Annotated in this window: 17 protein-coding genes and 1 pseudogene; 8 read left to right on the plus strand and 10 right to left on the minus strand. The window is 61.6% G+C overall.

The window, feature by feature from the left end; translation table 11 throughout:
* Positions 1 to 384 precede the first annotated feature (384 nt).
* Positions 385 to 558, plus strand: coding sequence for a hypothetical protein (locus tag M727_RS41605; protein ID WP_156941566.1), 174 nt, complete (start codon positions 385 to 387; stop codon positions 556 to 558).
* Between the two features lie 162 nt (positions 559 to 720).
* Here M727_RS41605 and M727_RS43120 read toward each other — a convergent pair.
* A pseudogene (locus tag M727_RS43120) lies at positions 721 to 931 on the minus strand (sulfite exporter TauE/SafE family protein); the annotation flags it as partial.
* 189 nt (positions 932 to 1,120) lie between these two features.
* Here M727_RS43120 and M727_RS0119865 point away from each other — a divergent pair.
* From M727_RS0119865 to M727_RS0119880, 4 genes are read left to right on the plus strand one after another with little or no spacing between them, the layout of a single operon-like run.
* Entirely contained in the window at positions 1,121 to 1,567 is a 447-nt protein-coding gene (locus M727_RS0119865) for a thiosulfate oxidation carrier protein SoxY (protein WP_027154133.1), read from the plus strand.
* Positions 1,568 to 1,583: 16 nt separating this feature from the next.
* Positions 1,584 to 1,910, plus strand: coding sequence for a thiosulfate oxidation carrier complex protein SoxZ (gene soxZ, locus M727_RS0119870; RefSeq protein ID WP_036262802.1), 327 nt, complete (start codon positions 1,584 to 1,586; stop codon positions 1,908 to 1,910).
* 54 nt (positions 1,911 to 1,964) lie between these two features.
* Complete coding sequence (locus M727_RS36880; RefSeq protein WP_236389845.1) at positions 1,965 to 2,315, plus strand: c-type cytochrome; 351 nt, start codon at positions 1,965 to 1,967, stop codon at positions 2,313 to 2,315.
* Complete coding sequence (locus tag M727_RS0119880) at positions 2,312 to 3,580, plus strand: NAD(P)/FAD-dependent oxidoreductase (protein ID WP_027154135.1); 1,269 nt, start codon at positions 2,312 to 2,314, stop codon at positions 3,578 to 3,580. The genes M727_RS36880 and M727_RS0119880 overlap by 4 nt, the downstream gene beginning before the upstream one ends.
* A gap of 8 nt (positions 3,581 to 3,588) precedes the next feature.
* Here the strand turns inward: M727_RS0119880 and M727_RS0119885 are convergent, their stop codons facing one another.
* The 9 genes from M727_RS0119885 to M727_RS0119930 form a co-directional block, all read right to left on the minus strand.
* Positions 3,589 to 5,715, minus strand: coding sequence for a cation-translocating P-type ATPase (locus M727_RS0119885; RefSeq protein ID WP_027154136.1), 2,127 nt, complete (start codon positions 5,713 to 5,715; stop codon positions 3,589 to 3,591).
* A 56-nt stretch (positions 5,716 to 5,771) separates the two neighbouring features.
* The gene (locus tag M727_RS0119890) at positions 5,772 to 6,500 is read right to left on the minus strand and encodes a sulfite exporter TauE/SafE family protein (protein ID WP_027154137.1); all 729 of its coding nucleotides are present in this window, start codon (positions 6,498 to 6,500) and stop codon (positions 5,772 to 5,774) included.
* A gap of 30 nt (positions 6,501 to 6,530) precedes the next feature.
* Positions 6,531 to 6,653 carry a hypothetical protein gene (locus M727_RS43805; RefSeq protein ID WP_023798301.1) on the minus strand — a complete coding sequence of 41 codons (123 nt, stop codon included), beginning with the start codon at positions 6,651 to 6,653 and terminating at the stop codon, positions 6,531 to 6,533.
* A gap of 153 nt (positions 6,654 to 6,806) precedes the next feature.
* Positions 6,807 to 7,031: a hypothetical protein gene (locus M727_RS0119905; RefSeq protein WP_014766281.1), complete on the minus strand. Its 225-nt coding sequence runs from the start codon at positions 7,029 to 7,031 to the stop codon at positions 6,807 to 6,809.
* 151 nt (positions 7,032 to 7,182) lie between these two features.
* Positions 7,183 to 8,847 carry a cbb3-type cytochrome c oxidase subunit II gene (locus tag M727_RS0119910; protein ID WP_027154139.1) on the minus strand — a complete coding sequence of 555 codons (1,665 nt, stop codon included), beginning with the start codon at positions 8,845 to 8,847 and terminating at the stop codon, positions 7,183 to 7,185.
* Positions 8,844 to 10,286, minus strand: coding sequence for a cbb3-type cytochrome c oxidase subunit I (locus M727_RS0119915; RefSeq protein ID WP_027154140.1), 1,443 nt, complete (start codon positions 10,284 to 10,286; stop codon positions 8,844 to 8,846). The genes M727_RS0119910 and M727_RS0119915 overlap by 4 nt, the downstream gene beginning before the upstream one ends.
* 133 nt (positions 10,287 to 10,419) lie before the next feature.
* Complete coding sequence (locus tag M727_RS0119920; RefSeq protein WP_023798298.1) at positions 10,420 to 10,884, minus strand: hypothetical protein; 465 nt, start codon at positions 10,882 to 10,884, stop codon at positions 10,420 to 10,422.
* 11 nt (positions 10,885 to 10,895) lie between these two features.
* Positions 10,896 to 12,041 (minus strand): metallophosphoesterase, encoded by a 1,146-nt coding sequence (locus M727_RS0119925; RefSeq protein ID WP_027154141.1) that lies wholly within the window; start codon positions 12,039 to 12,041, stop codon positions 10,896 to 10,898.
* A gap of 90 nt (positions 12,042 to 12,131) precedes the next feature.
* Positions 12,132 to 12,848, minus strand: a complete 717-nt coding sequence (locus tag M727_RS0119930; RefSeq protein WP_245268710.1) for a carboxypeptidase regulatory-like domain-containing protein — start codon at positions 12,846 to 12,848, stop codon at positions 12,132 to 12,134.
* A 176-nt stretch (positions 12,849 to 13,024) separates the two neighbouring features.
* Between M727_RS0119930 and M727_RS0119935 the strand changes: the two genes are divergently transcribed.
* From M727_RS0119935 to hemA, 3 genes are all read left to right on the plus strand, one after another.
* Positions 13,025 to 13,630 (plus strand): SCO family protein, encoded by a 606-nt coding sequence (locus M727_RS0119935; RefSeq protein WP_027154143.1) that lies wholly within the window; start codon positions 13,025 to 13,027, stop codon positions 13,628 to 13,630.
* Positions 13,631 to 13,710: 80 nt separating this feature from the next.
* Positions 13,711 to 13,953, plus strand: a complete 243-nt coding sequence (locus M727_RS0119940; protein WP_027154144.1) for a hypothetical protein — start codon at positions 13,711 to 13,713, stop codon at positions 13,951 to 13,953.
* A gap of 173 nt (positions 13,954 to 14,126) precedes the next feature.
* Entirely contained in the window at positions 14,127 to 15,380 is a 1,254-nt protein-coding gene (gene hemA, locus M727_RS0119945) for a 5-aminolevulinate synthase (RefSeq protein ID WP_051505664.1), read from the plus strand.
* Positions 15,381 to 15,392 lie beyond the last annotated feature (12 nt).

Below are 15,392 nucleotides of genomic sequence, written 5' to 3' on the forward strand. Positions count from 1 at the left end.
GACCCGTAGCTGCCCTTCCTGCGGAGAAGAGCAAAGGCAAGCTTCCTCGTGCGCGCGCACCGTGCCGGGTGTATGTTGCTGATATGAGTTGGGTCGACGCCCTTCAGGCTCTCACGCCCCAGCAGGGTCGGGTCAGCAACAGGAGGAAGTTATGGCAGACGTGACGCTAAGAAATCAGAACTCCGAGCTCGTTCGGCGCNGTTGTGCCGCGTTCAACTCGGGAGACATGGACACGCTCACGCAAATCATCGACGAGTCCTGCATCTGGCATACTCCGGGGAAGAGTCCGATCGCCGGGGACTACGAAGCCCGCGAGGCGACCTTTGGCCAGTTCGGCCGCTATGGCGGCGAAACCACGGGACTTTCAAGGCCAACCTTTTGCATGTGATGGAGAGCGAGGACGGACGCGCGGTCGGCGTCCATCGCAATACCGGGGAGCGCAACGGCAAACGGCTGGATGTGCTCTGTTGCATTGTCTTCGACATCAAGAATGGCAAGGTGATTGACGGCCGGGAGCACTTCTACGACCTCTACGCCTGGGATGCGTTCTGGGCTTAGCCTCGCGAGTTATCTCGGGCGGCACGCGAGACTGCCCCGGGGTTCGGCCCGGATGGGTCAGCTCAGGGGCGCTACTTGCTCGTTGGGAAGAGACCAACGACCGCTTCCCACCCTAACCCGTCCTTTTTCAGCCTTATCATGAATGTCGCGCAGGCTTGTAAATCAGACATTGCGCTGGCGCGGTTCGAGCGCTCCAGTTAATTCGAGCATCTGATAGCCGGCCAAGAGTGTGATCAGAGATCCGACAACCCAAGAGCGTCCTTTCCCGCAATGCCTTGACCATCTATCCCGACAGCGGTGCCGCAATAACGCCTCCAGCGATCAGGCCGGCGACCGAAGTTGGGTAGTCGCAGAATCCGCCGGCGTGCTCCCAACGGGCGGTAAAACAGAATGCATTGGTTTAAAGGGCGGCCATGGGCACTTCCGCGAGATTGCTCCCAGCGGTTGTCGGTGCTAAATTTGGTAGAAGCTGCCGCACTGATGTGTCCGAGTGCGCCGCCTGCCGCCGCCGATGCGTTCTTAGAGTGGCCTAAAGAGGTGGCAGGGTTTGGAGACCGGGACGATGAGCTTGACGCGCCGCGATGTGTTGATCGCCGGGAGTGTGGGGTTTGCCGGGGTCGCGCTCTTCTCGCCGCGGAGCGCGCGTGCGAACGATGAAGCGTTGGATCTCATCGAGCAGCTCACCGGACGGACGGCCACGGTGTCGGATCGCCTTCACCTGATAATGCCGACGGACTTCCCGACCGGCTACACCGTGCCCATGAGTCTTTACATCGACAGCCCCATGACCGAGGCCGACCATGTAAGGCAGATGCGCGTGTTCGCGCCGCGGAACCCGCTCATCGAAGTGGCCAGTTTCCACTTCGTCCCGCAACGCAGTCTGCCCCGCGTGTCGACGCGCATCCGGCTTGCCAAACCGCAACACGTCGTCGCTGTCGCTGAAATGAATGACGGCATTTTGCTGATGACCACGACGTGGGTCCGTGTCGCCTCGGATGGCTGTGCCTGAGGATCGGAGAGAGACTGTGACCACCCCGACACCACGCGTGATCGTGCCAAACGCTGCGGCGAAGGGGGAGATTTTTCAGGTCAAGACCATTATCAGCCACGAGATGGAAACGGGGCTACGCCATGATGATCAAGGCAATGTAATCCCGCGCAAGATCATCAACAAGTTTGTCTGTCGCTACAACGAAACTGTGGTGTTCAGTGTCGATCTTCACGAGGCGATTTCGGCCAACCCGTTCTTCGAATTTTCCTTGCGCGCGACGGAGAGCGGCCGGCTCGATTTTGTCTGGGAAGAAGACGGGGGTGGCGTATATATGTTGTCGCACCAGTTCACGGTCGGTTGAGGTGTCGACGCAATCGAGCTGCGCGAATTATAGCGTGACAAGTTGAGTGGGAGCGTGACCGGAAAACTGCGAAACAGACGGGTATTCAGCATGCGCCCCGTCGCGAGATCTGCGATTGCCACGGGCCTCGTGCTGCTCTTCAGCCAATCCGGCGCGGCGGCGGGGCCCGATCAAGGCGCTCAACTCGCCGCAATCTGTGCGTCCTGCCATCGTCTCGATGGCGGCGGCACAGGCATTCCCAGCATCATCGGGCTTGGTGAGGAGAGGCTTACCAACGCCCTGCTTGCCTACCGGGCGAGCGAGAGTCCAAATCACATCATGCACGTTATCGCGCTGTCGCTCAGCGACGAGGAGATCGCGAGCGTCGCGCGCTATGTCGCAGCGCAGGGAAGTAACCCGCGATGAAATCCTGGACTCGTCGCGAGTTCGGCCGCCTCACCGGAGCAGCGTTGTTAACGGCGCTCAACCAGCCGAAGGCGCGGGGCCAGGCCAAGGCGCGTGTCGTCGTGATCGGCGGCGGCATCGGCGGCGCAACGGTCGCCAGATATCTCGCCGCCAGCGCCACGGCTATCGAGGTGACCCTGGTTGAACCGCGGCAGAGCTACGCGACCTGTTTCTTCAGCAATCTCTATCTCGCCGGGCTGCGCCCGTTCGAATCGCTCAGTCATGGTTATGAAGCGCTGGCAAAACAAAATGGTATCATCGTCATTCATGAGTCCGCCGCGGCGATTCACCCGGCGGCGAAAACCGTTGCGCTCAACAACGGTTCAAAGCTCAGCTACGACCGTCTCGTTGTTGCGCCAGGCATCGCATTCAGGGATCGGGCGCTTAAGGGCTATGACGAAGCGGCGATGGAGATCATGCCGCACGCCTGGAATGCAGGACCGCAAAGCAAGCTGCTGCGCCGGCAACTGGAAAGCATGGAGGACGGCGGGCTGTTCGTGCTCGTTGCTCCGCCGAATCCGTTTCGCTGCCCGCCCGCCCCCTACGAGCGCGCTTCCCTCGTCGCATCCTATTTCCAGCGCCGCAAACCCAAGGCCAAAATTCTGATCCTCGATGCGAAAGACAGCTTCAACGCGCAGGACCTGTTCCAGGACGCTTGGAACCGCCACTATCCGGGAATGATCGAATGGCTACCGGCTCAGTTCACCGGCGGGGTCACGGCAATCGACGCGAAGACCCGGTCGGTGATCACCGCGGGAGCTACATTCAAGGCCGCGGTGGCCAATGTCATCCCGGCGCAAATGGCCGGGCGCTTGGCGCAGCAGGCGGGGCTCGCCAATCGGTCGGGCTGGTGTCCGGTCGATCCGGTCACCTTCGAATCGGCGCTGCAGCCCGGCGTCCATCTGGTCGGTGACGCGATCATCGGCGGGGATATGCCGAAATCCGCCTTCTGCGCCAACAGCCAGGCCAAAGCCTGCGCCTTTGCCATCGCGGCCGATCTCACTGGATCAGCGCGTTTCCCGGCGCATTTGTTCAACACCTGCTACACCTATCTCGCCCCCGACGATGCGTTCAGCAACGCCATCAGCTTCAAGCCCGTCGACGGGAAGCTCAAGAGCGTCATCAGCTTCGTCAGCAAGGTCGAGGAAAGCTACGAGGTCCGCCGGCAGGCTGCGCGCGCGGCGGAAGGCTGGTATGACGCCTTCACGCACGACGTGTTTGGCTGAAACGAAACTCAACTCCGCTCGACGGCCGGGCCGGCCATTGCGGAAATGCCGGCGCCATCGTGGGTACGCTGCGACTTGGTGCCGGATCGTTGCTCCGGGATCAGCGCTGGAACAGGATCGGGCAGCCGCTCCAGCCGCAGCGAATTCACCACCACGAGAATGCTCGAGCCGGCCATGACCGCCGCCGCAAGGATTGGCTGCAGAAGTCCGAATGTTGCGAACGTCAGGGCGACGAGGTTGTAGCCGAACGCCCACATAAGGTTGGTCAAGATGGTCCTGCGGACCGCACGGGCCACGTCGACGATCCAGGGCAGCATCCACAATCCGTCCGCAGGCAGCACGAGCGCTGCAGTCTCGCGGGCGAGATCGGTGGCGGAGCCGACGGCAATACCGACATCTGCGGCGGCCAGGACCGGCCCGTCATTCAGTCCATCGCCGACCATCGCCACCGAACCGTGGTCATGGCGGAGCCGATCCAGGGCCAGCCGTTTGGCCTCCGGCGAAAGGCCCGCTTGGACGTCCTTGATCCCGACCAGAGCCGCGATCCGCTCCGCCGCTTGCGCCAAGTCGCCGGTCAACAGCGTGGCGTCGAGCCCGCGCTCACGCAGGGCCGCGATCGCGGCATGCGCCTCGGGAAGCGGTGAATCATCGAGCGACAGCACGGCGTGAACCTGCTCGCCCCAACCGACATAGACCACCGAATAACCGCTCGCCTCCAGCGACCGCGCACGCTCAGTCAGCGACGGGGGAAGCGGCCAGCCCAGATCATTCATCAATCTGCCGTTCCCTGCCGCTACGGGCCGGCCTTCGGCGCTGCCGCGGACGCCACGGCCGGGAACCGTCCGGACATCGCGGGTGACGAGCGGCGTGATGCCGCGCTGAGCGGCGGCTGCCGCGATGGCCCGCGCCAGACCATGCTCGGAAAGTCGCTCCAGACCGGCGGCGCGCGCCAGCACTTCGTCGATGCCGACCTCCTGGCAGTCGACGCCGACGAGACGCGCTTTGCCCGCCGTCAGAGTGCCGGTCTTGTCGAAGGCGAGCAACCGGACACGCGCGAGGGTCTCAAGCACGCCGGGGTCGCGGACAAGGCAGCCGTGCCGTGCCAACCGGCCGATGCCGAGTGATGTCGCCATCGGAGCAGCGAGGCCGACGGCACAAGGACAGGCAACCACCAGTACCGAGAGGCCAATCAGCAACGCCCGATCGAACGGCAATGACTGCGCCCAGTAAACGATCGTCAGCCCGCCGAGGGCGAGGACGAGCGGCACGGACACGCCAACGACGCGATCGGCAAGACGCTGGGTTGGACTGCGACGGCCCAGCGCTTCGCGCACCGACCGGCAAATCCGCGCCCAGCGGGTTGCAGTTCCGTCACCGCTGCTTTGGATCAGGAGCGGGCCGTCGATATTGATACTGCCGGCAATCACCTTGGAGCCGGCGCCCTTGGTCACTTGCCGGCTTTCTCCGGTAATCACGGCTTCATCGGTGTTCGATTCCCCTTCGACAACCACGCCGTCGACCGGAATGCGCTCGCCTGGCCGGACCCGCACCAGCATGCCGGCCGACACCTCCCGCACCGGACGGCGGATCTCTGCCGCGCCATCGATCACGGTCGCGCTCTCGCCTTCTGCGGCCAGAAGAGGTTCGAGGTCGCGCGCCGCCCTGGCGCGGCCAACAGCCTCGAGATAGCGGCCAACGGTGAACAGCATCAGCACCATCACGGCGGTGTCGAAATAGACATGCGTGCTGCCCTCGAACACGGCAAATGCCGAATAGAGGTAAGCGGCAGCGACGCCAAGCACGATGAGTGCCGACGACGTCACTCGTCCCTGAATACCATTGAGCCACATTTCGCGCAGATAGGGTCCGCCGAGAATCACCACCGCCGGCGTCGCGAAGATCCAGAGCAAAAGGTGGATCCACGGCAGCACGCCCGCATCGACGCCGGTGAACGCGTCCGAATAGAGGAGGAGGCTGAACATCATGATATTCATGGAGAGAAAGCCTCCCACGCCGAGCTGGATCAGAAGCCAGGCGGCTTCCCACTCTTCGTGTCTGCCGCTCTTCACCTGAAAGGCGATGCAACAGCCGTAGCAGCAGAATGCGCAAGCCTCACCATTGAGCCTGCGCTCCATCGGGCGCAGGCCGACGGGCAGCGAACAATGGCTACAGAGGATATCGCCATGCGCAGTCATGCAGGATGTCCGCCCAGCCAGGCAAGGCCGATATGCGCGTCGGAAGGCAGGAGACCACGGCCGAGCGTGATGAGACCGAGCAAAAGAATAAAGCCGCCAGCCAGCCGCACGCCGCGCCGCCGCCAGGCTGGCCCTAGTATCCGGCCAACGCCGCCCATCATCAACATCGCGGGGAAGGTTCCCAGTCCGAACCATGCCATGACGAGAAGCCCGGGAAGCGCTCCGGCGGTGCTCGCCGCCTGGGCGGCGAAGGCATAGACCAGGGGACATGGCAGGAAGCCGTTGAAAACGCCAAAGGCAAGCGGTGCTGCGCTGCTCCCGGCGGTCAACAGACCGCGCAGAGACAATGCAAATGTGCTGCCGCCAAATCCGATCGCAAGACGATGGAAGACCTGCAGCAAGCCGAAGAACTGCAACGCCATGGCAATCATGAGCAGGCCAGCGACGATCGCGAGAATTCGTTGGGCGGTGTCGAGGGAGCCGTTCAAGGGCGGCGCCGCCGTTAGACCTTGCGTGGTGCAGATGACCTGACCGATCGCACCCGCGAGCCCGCCCAGAAAGCAATAGGTTGTCAATCGGCCGGTATTATAGAGCAGGTGGCGAAGGACGGTTGCGCCTCCGCCTCGCTGATCGCGGCCCAGCGCGCAGGCAAAGCCGCCGCACATGCCGATGCAATGAAAGCTGCCTGCAAATCCAGCGGCGAAGATCACGAGGTAGTAGATCATTGGCGTTTTCGCAGCGCCGCGCCCGCGTCGCTATTGCCGCACAAGATAGACAAGAAAGATGATAAAGCCGACGGTGCAGCCGCCATAGATGAGGAAGCCGAGCATCTGTGGCAAGCCGGCGTCAGCGAGCTTGAAAACCGTGTCCTGTAGCATCCGCTGCTCCTATGTCAGCCGAAATAAAGACGAAGCACGTTTACCGCCACCTCGAAGGCCAGGAAAAGGAGGTTCAATGCGGCGACCCCAAGGAGAATTTTGGCTACCAACATCTCCATCACTCCTGCCTTACCAGCTCTTGCGACAGTCTTCTTAGAACAGACGGCCGGGGCCGAGCCCGCCCCAGTAAACATACATGTAATACAGCCCCCAGGCGAACAGCAGCACGTAGACGACGAGAAGCCATAGCGGAATGAAGCCCACACGCGCCTGTATCAGGCCGCCGGCATAGTCCTCTAGTTCAGGGTGCGAGCTTTGACGTACATCCAGTTCCGGGTGCCTCGGGCTCTCCGGATCGCTGCTCTGCAGATCGCTCATTCTCCATCTCCCTTTCAAAAAAGCCGTTGGCGGCTTTGTCGGTGCCGCTCAACGCGCCGGATAGGACGCCCCAGATGAACAAGAACAGGGCCGCCAGGCTCATCATCATGGCGCCGACATAGGGTCCGGTGACTTCAAAACCGAGCATGCGCTAACCTCCGGCGGGTGCCTGTTCCTCGCCAGGCGGCGCTGGCGGGCCGGACGCCGGCACCGACGGATCGGGCACATAGGCTCGCTCAGGCTTGTCAGCGACCAGTTCCAGATCGTTCAGCGCCGCGCGGGCCTCCTTCTTGATCGACAGCGGCTGCAGCGAGAGCGGGTCTTTATAGGCGGAAAGCGCCACCACGAAATAAGAAAGCGCCCACCGGTCCTCGTCCGGAAAAGAATCCCGATACGACGGCATCGGCGTGCCGCTGAGGCCGGTAGTTATCGTTCGGAAGATGTCTTCGACGGCCGGGCCAGACTTGAACTGGCCGCTGGTGAGGTCGGCCGGCACGGTGGCGAACCCGAGATCATCCTTGAGGCCGGCAGCCTTCTCGCCGTCGCCCTTGCCGCCTTGGCCGTGGCACTCCCAGCACTTCGCCACCTGCCAAACCTCCTTACCTCGGTCCAGCATCGTCTGGGACGGCGTCGGCGGGCGCCCGATATACAACGGTGGGCCAGGCGGTTCCTCGACGAAGAAAGCGTAAGGACTGGCGGGATCGGAACGGTCAACCGCTAGCTCATATTTGATGTATTGGATCACCGCCAGCCGATCGTTGAGCGGCAGTTCGTACCAAGGGGGCATTGCCGTGCCGCGGATGCCGCGAGTAATGGTGCGCAGCATGTCGCCGTCCGTGGGCAGGGGCTCCTTTGTCAACCTGAACTTGAAGACTGCGGACGTGAAGTCCCTGGGCCGCTGGTTAAACATAAAGGTGGCGGCCGGCCCGTTGCCGTCGCCTTTGGCACCGTGGCAACCGATGCAGCGGCGCTCATAGACTTCCTTGCCATAAGCAATCCATTCCTCGGAGCGCGGCATCGTCGCATCCATGACCTCCAGACTTTGCGGCTCGAAAAGATCGCGCCATTTACCCCGGTTCGTGCCGAGCTTCTGGACGTAGGAAACGAGCGCCGCCACCGATTCCGTCTCCGCCGCGATGCTGACGGTTTCTCCTGTGTATTCGTCATTCGGCGTCAGGATGATCGGCTTTCTTTCGCGCGCCTTCAGCGGCACGAACAGCAACCCGTACGCATTCGGCGTCAGCTGGATGGCTTGCTGGCTGTCGAAGTCGAACAGGCCTTCGGTGACCTCTGTCCTTTCCAGGGTCCGATTTCCAGCGCCGTCGTCAACGATACGGACGGCTGCATCGGGCTCGTGGAAGAGGCCGCGATACGGCGCCATTATCGAGTCCGGCACCAGCATCCGAGGATTGTAGAAGTGCGCCAGGTGCCATTCGTCGCTGTATTTCAGGCCGACGCGCGTCAGGTCCGGCCCGATCCGGCGTGTGCCTAACAGGTGCGGCACGTCATAGGCGTATTCGCCCGCCTCGCTGACCGGTCCCCAGCGGCGGATCTCGCCGGTCACCGGCCGCACGAATTGCGAATGGCAGTACCAGCAGCCTTCGCGCAGGTAAATGTTGCGGCCGCGACGCTGCTGTTCGGTGTAGTCAGTCGCCTCTGAAACCGTCCATTTCAGCTGGCCGAAATCCGTCCGCACCACCGAGGTCACGCGCGTAGTTCGCGAGGACGGCTCCACGAAGGGCAGCACGCCCTGCGTGATCACCGCAAGGGTGATGCAAAAGACGCCGGCGAACAGCGCGAAGAAGCGAACGTTCACTGCGCGGGCCCTCCCGCCGGGGCCGGGATAGGCGCCTCCACCGGCCCGCGGACGCGTCGCGCCTCAGCCGCCGGGCTGGTCAGTGCGGTCAGCATCAGATTCACCACCAGCAGCGACATACCGATATCCATGCTGATGCCTGCCAGGGTCCGCGCCAGCCAGTAGGGCTTCACCCAGACGAGCGAGTCGAGCCATTCGACACCATTCATCCATTGATAACCCTGCTGCAGCCCGCCCGCTGTGAGAACCAGGCCCATGGTCGTGATGCCGATGGTGATCAGCCAGAACGACCAGTTGCCGAGCTTGAAGGACCAGAGTTCGCGCCCGAACAGCCGCGGCCAAGTATAGACGAGGCCCCCCATCGCCCATACGACGAAGGTGCCGAACACGGTGAGATGCGAATGCGAGATGACGAAATCGGTGAAATGGGTCGGCTGCTGCAGCTGCCGCAGCGCCTCGGTCGAGCCCTGGAAGCAGCCGACGAGATACATGAGCGAGCCCATGATCAGGAACTTCGCCGGCAGATTCCTGCCGAACTCATGCCACTTGCCCATCATAGTGCCGAAGAAGTTCACCAGTACCGTCCACACCGGAATGATCAGTAGCATCGACGTGACGACGGCCAAGGTCTCGGCCCAGTCCGCGATCGGGCTGTAGAGGTAATGGTGGATGCCGACGAACGGGTAGAACAATGCCAGGGACCAGAAGCCTACCAGCGAGAGCTTATGGGCATAGAGCGGATTTCGCGCGCTGATCGGCAGGAAATAGTAAATGATCACGTAGCCCGCGGGCGTTAGCCACAGCCCGACGATGTAGTGGAGATAGAGGCCATGGAAGGCGGCGCTGTTGATGCCCGAGATCGTGTACGGCAGGATGAAGCTTCCAAGCACGAAGTTCATCGTCGTCCACACGAAAGTGGCGATCAAGTACCATAGCGCGACATAGATCGCCGGCTCGAGCCTTCGACTGATCGTGATCAGGAATTGCGCGGTAGCAACAGCCACTACGATGAAGAATGCGACCTTCGCATAGAGCGGAAACTCTCCGGCTTCCAAACCGTCACTGTCGCCGAACAGCAAGCCGACCAAACCGGCAAGCGTTGCGACGTTCCAGACCCATGCGAGAAGAACCGACCACTCCGACCATATTACCCGCACCCCCGACAGACGCGGCACGAGATAGTAGCAAAGGCCGATGAAAAGCGTCGAGAAAGCGCCGAAGATGACACCGTTGACGTGGACCGGGCGCAGCCGGCCGAAGGTGAGCTCGAGATTCCCCGATCCGAGATAGTCGGGGTAGTTGAAGGTGCTCGATATCAGGACGCCGACGGATGGCGTTACCATCAGCCAGAACATGCCGAAATAAAGCCAGGTCCGCACGACCCGGTTGTCGACCAGCGCATCCAGGTCCACATTCGCGAACTTGCCGCGCAGCTCCATCCCAGTCTCTGCCAACGCATAGACCTCCCCGCGCGGTTCCCCGGCCGCACGACTGCTTCAACCCCACCCATCGAGGTGTCACCCCCGATGGCGGACGCGCTCCCGTGAAGCCGAGCCCCGGCTATCGACGAGACTAGTACTTGCCTGGCACCAACACCGAACCGGTGTTCGACCAGGTGATGTACGCCTCGAGCGCCTTCATCGCCTCCGATTCGGGATCGATCTTCTCGCCCTGGTTCGGTTTCTCGATGCACCAGTTGATCATGTCGCGCAGTGTCGCGAATTTGGCCATCGACTGCTGGAACTTCGGGAACGCATGCGGGTGGGTATCGGAGGCCATCGGATGGCACATGGCGCAGGCCCACCCGGTGGTCGACAGCTTGACGCCCAACTGCTCCGCCATCGCCGCATCACCGTGGAACAGGAGGTCTCCCTTCCTGACCTCCTCCATGAACGCCTCTTGATAGAGCTTCAGCTGCTTTGGCGTCACCGGGTCCTTGTTGGCACTGGCCGGGCCGACGACGACGGCAGCTGCGACGACTGCTCCGGCGACGGTGGAACGCCTCAGAATGCAGAGGAATGTCGATGTGTTTATCATAGCCATCCCCTTTATGGATTTTCCCACGGGTACTGTCTGTCGGCGATGCGTGGCTGTAAGACCTCCCCAATGCTCTTGTCGTGGTCCTCCGGCGACTGGACGAACACCTCCTTGCGGCCCCACATGATGTACTCGACATCGACCTTGTCGTCGGCGTTGACGCTCACGGTTTCCCAACCGACCCCGTCGAAGGGATCGCCCGGATCGACACGGATCATCGGCTTGGTCAGCTTGGGCACGCCTTCCGGCGCATACGGCCATGGCCAGGAGGTCGCCAGCATGCCGATCGAGCGCATGCTGCCGATCTCGTTGTAGAGCACCTGGTGCACGTGACCGTGGATGTTGGTGACCTTGGTATAAGGCTTCAGCACGTCATTCACTTCGCGCCAGTCGCGCACCCAGAAATTCCAGGGCGGGTAGTACTCATACAGCGGATTATGGCTGAAGATGACGATCGGCTTGGACTTATCCCAGTCGGCGAGTGTCTTCTGCATCCAGTCGAGTTGCTCGCGGCCGACGCCGGCCCACGCGCCGGCAACCGTGCCGTCGAGGGTAGCCATGTGGCCCATGCGCTCCTCTGGCGTCATCTTTTTCGCTGTCCAGTAGTCCGGTCCCCGGCTGACCGTATCGAGCCCGATGAAGCGCACGCCTTTGTGATCGAAGGTCCAGTTGGGTTGGCCGAACAACTCGCCCCACTTCTTGCCCATATCCAGATACCAGTCATGCTCGCCCGGGATGTAGTACTTCTTGATCTTCAGATCCTTGAGGAGCTCAACGCCAAGCTCAAGTTCCTCGATCTTTCCGAGCTGGGCCAGGTCGCCGCCGAAGATCAGGAAGTCGGCCGGCGGATCCATGGCCTGGACCTCTTGTACGGCGCGCACCACCTTGTCGACGAAGCGCGTGTTGAGGGACCTCTCGTAGAGATGGGTGTCCGAAATCCAGGCAAACTTGAAGGGCGCTTCGGCGGCGTGAGCGACGTCGATGGTGTTGAGCAGCGGCCACCACGCGAACGTCTGGCCGACGGAAGCAGCGCCGAACAGCAGCGATCTGTGAATGAATGTGCGGCGGGTGATTTGGAGCGAGTCGTCGGGCCGTACTCCAGGCGGCTGCAGCACCGCATGCATTTCGCGCCGAATGCGGTCAAGCTCGTCAGACATCAGGGTTCCTCCTCAGTGCAGACCGTTTCTTAAAGCGTCGGCCTTCTCGCAGGAGCGCGACCCTATTGAATCAGTGGGTCGCCCATTTTCTTATTTTTTCAGTTCAATCGTCAGACTGGTGGCCTTATTCTCCTCTACCTTTACAATCTGCTCGATGGGCCCGGTGAAGGGGTGGATCGCCACGAGCTTGTAGTCCCCAGGCGGAACATCGGTTATGCTGAACTTGCCGTCGGCGCCGGTGACAGCGTAGTAGGGATTGTCTACCACATAGACCCAGCCTTCCATCCAGCCATGCGCGTCGCAGTCGACGCGGACAGTGCCGGCCCGCTTCAGTTCGACGGGTATCCGCTGGCCCTTATTGGGCAGCGCCAGGTTGAAGGCGGTGCGCTTGCCATAATACCCGTGGGTGTTGTGGAGCATTGGGTCGCTGTTGACCACCTCCAGCGAACCGGCGGGTATCATCTGAACCGCGGGCTCAAAGCGACATTTGAGGTTGTTGAGCTCAGGCGGCTTTCCGGGCTCCGGCCAGGCCTTTCCCTGTGCCACGTCGACCAGCTGCACCGCCGCGTTCAGCACGGCCTGATCGCTGCCGACTTCGATCAGCGGCTCCTCGCGGGGATCGCCGCACACCTCGATATCCTTGGTGGGGATGATCTTTGTTGTCGGCACGTCGCCGCGGTAGACGATCGTACCCTCGATCGTTCCGCCTCCCGTGACCGGACCCACTTCGTAGGCTTGCGCAGGCGCGGACACCATCGCAACGAAAGCGATCGCCGCCAGCCCGCTCATCAATTCGCGAATGGTCATAAAAGCCTCCTCCTTCTAGCGAGATGAGGGGCAACTGTTAAAAATAGAGCTAAACCAGTACCATGTCTAGCCATTCAGCAACAAAACATGATAAAGTGAGATAGTTTAGGCGAGTTTGTTAATCACAAACACACGCGGGGGTTGGTGCGTCATTCTCGAAGTGCCGGAGGTACTTGATGAAGCGGCGGCATGGACTCCTCAGCCCCTGGGCCTACGGTCCGCATACCCTCTTCTGCATCATATTCGCAGCGGCCCTGTCGATCTGCCAACCGCTCGTGCGGGCCGACACGGCGCCTGTGACGGTCGGTGGCCCATTCACGCTTACGGCGCCGGACGGAACGACGGTCACCGATGAGACTTATCGCGGCAAATGGCTGCTGGTTTTCTTCGGCTATACTTCTTGTCCCGACATCTGTCCGACGACGCTGTCATCAATCGCCGCGGCGATTGAGGAACTCGGCCCCGACGCCGCAAAACTGCAACCGCTCTTCATCACTGTCGATCCCGAACGCGACACGCCTGAGGTGATGGGAAGCTTTACCGCAGCGTTCGATCCGCGCATCCTGGGACTGACCGGCAGCCCGCAACAGATCGCTGCGGTTTCGGAGGCATATGGCGCCTATGGTGTGGCGCGCCGGGGCGAGGCGGGCGGTGACGACTACCTAATGGATCACGGCACCCACATCTACATCATGAACCCACAGGGGCAATTCGTGGAGGGGCTAGACTCTGACACACCAAGCAGCGGCATTGCCGCTAGGTTGGGTGAACTGGTGCGATGACACCAGCCCTGGGATGACGGACATCACGATTATGCAGTTGAGCGATCCATAGAAAGTTGTCATCCGGAAGGAGAGCGACCATGCAAAGACATACAAAGGAGGCTTCGGAGCTTAAGGCATTGATCCTCGCGGATCTTCATAAGGAGCCGGGATGCGAGCACGTCACTGATTTTGTGATTCAGCGGCTCGAAACCAAGGAGAACGGGGCAAACTGGACTGTCAAATATCTGGATCCTAATCAAGATAAGGTCTGCGAGACAATTCTGATAAACATCGCGCGAATGTTGCAGCTCAATTTCGACCTTCCTGAACGCGGGTCGTGAGGAACTATGCGAGCGGGATCGGCGCGCATCGCGCTTCGACATAATTCGTATGCAAGCAGGGGAATCGGGCGATGGCGGAACCCACAGCGTTGCACACCGGCAAACCTGGCGGCGTAAAGAACGTCCTTGCGCCGCGGCGATTTGGACCTCCGATGACCGGAGATGCGGGCGATATGGCCGGTGGGCAAGGCCGTATCTTGGTGCCAGGCAATACGAGTTATGACGGTTTCTTTGCAGATGCGATCGCGCGTCTGCAGGAGGAACGGCGCTACCGTGTGTTCGCGGACCTCGAGCGCGTCGCCGGACGCTTTCCCAATGCCGTGTGGCATTCCCCGCATGGACCGAAGGACGTCGTGATCTGGTGCTCCAACGACTATCTCGGGATGGGACAACACCCAAAAGTGGTCGCCGCCATGGTGGAGACTGCTACCCGCCTGGGAACGGGGGCCGGCGGGACGCGCAATATCTCCGGCACCAGCCATCCGCTCCTAGAGCTCGAGAGCGAGCTTGCCGATCTCCACGGCAAGGAGGCGGCACTGGTCTTTACGTCCGGCTATGTTTCGAACCAGACTGGCATCTCGACCATCGCCAAGCTGATCCCCGGTTGTCTGATCCTGTCCGATGCGCTCAACCACAATTCGATGATCGAAGGCATCCGTCAGTCCGGTACGCAGAAGAGCATCTTCCGCCACAACGACGTCGATCATCTCGAGGAATTGTTGAAGGCAGCGGGTCCGGATCGGCCAAAACTCATCGTCTTCGAACTCTATTCGATGGACGGCGACGTCGCGCCAATCAATCGCATTTGCGAAATCGCCGATCGTTACGGCGCAATGACCTATCTCGACGAGGTCCATGCTGTGGGCATGTACGGCCCTCGCGGCGCCGGCATCGCCGCGCGCGACGGCGCCATGAACCGGATCGATGTTATCGAAGGCACGCTCGCCAAGGCCTTCGGCTGCCTCGGCGGCTATATCACGGGAAGTGCTGTGCTGATCGATGCGGTTCGTTCCTATGCTCCGGGTTTCATCTTCACCACCGCGTTGCCGCCGGCGATTTGCGCCGCGGCCACAGCGGCGATCCGGCATCTGAAAACCTCGCACTGGGAGCGCAAGCGCCAGCAGGATCGCGTCCGGCGGGTCAAGGCGGCGCTGGGTGCCGCTGCGCTGCCGGTCATCCTGAGCGACACCCATATCGTTCCGGTGGCAGTCGGCGATCCGGCGCATTGCAAAGCGGCGAGCGACCTGCTGCTGAGCGATCACGACATCTATATCCAGCCGATCAATTATCCGACTGTGGCGAAGGGAACTGAGCGGCTGCGCATCACGCCGACACCCTGTCATGAGGACATCATGATTGATCGGCTCGCGGCAGCTTTGTTCGATGTCTGGAATCGGCTCGGGCTGCCACGGGACAATCTCGCCTGAGCGGCCGAATGA

Origin of the sequence: Mesorhizobium sp. WSM2561 (assembly GCF_000513915.1) — a bacterium.
Classification (GTDB): domain Bacteria; phylum Pseudomonadota; class Alphaproteobacteria; order Rhizobiales; family Rhizobiaceae; genus Mesorhizobium; species Mesorhizobium muleiense.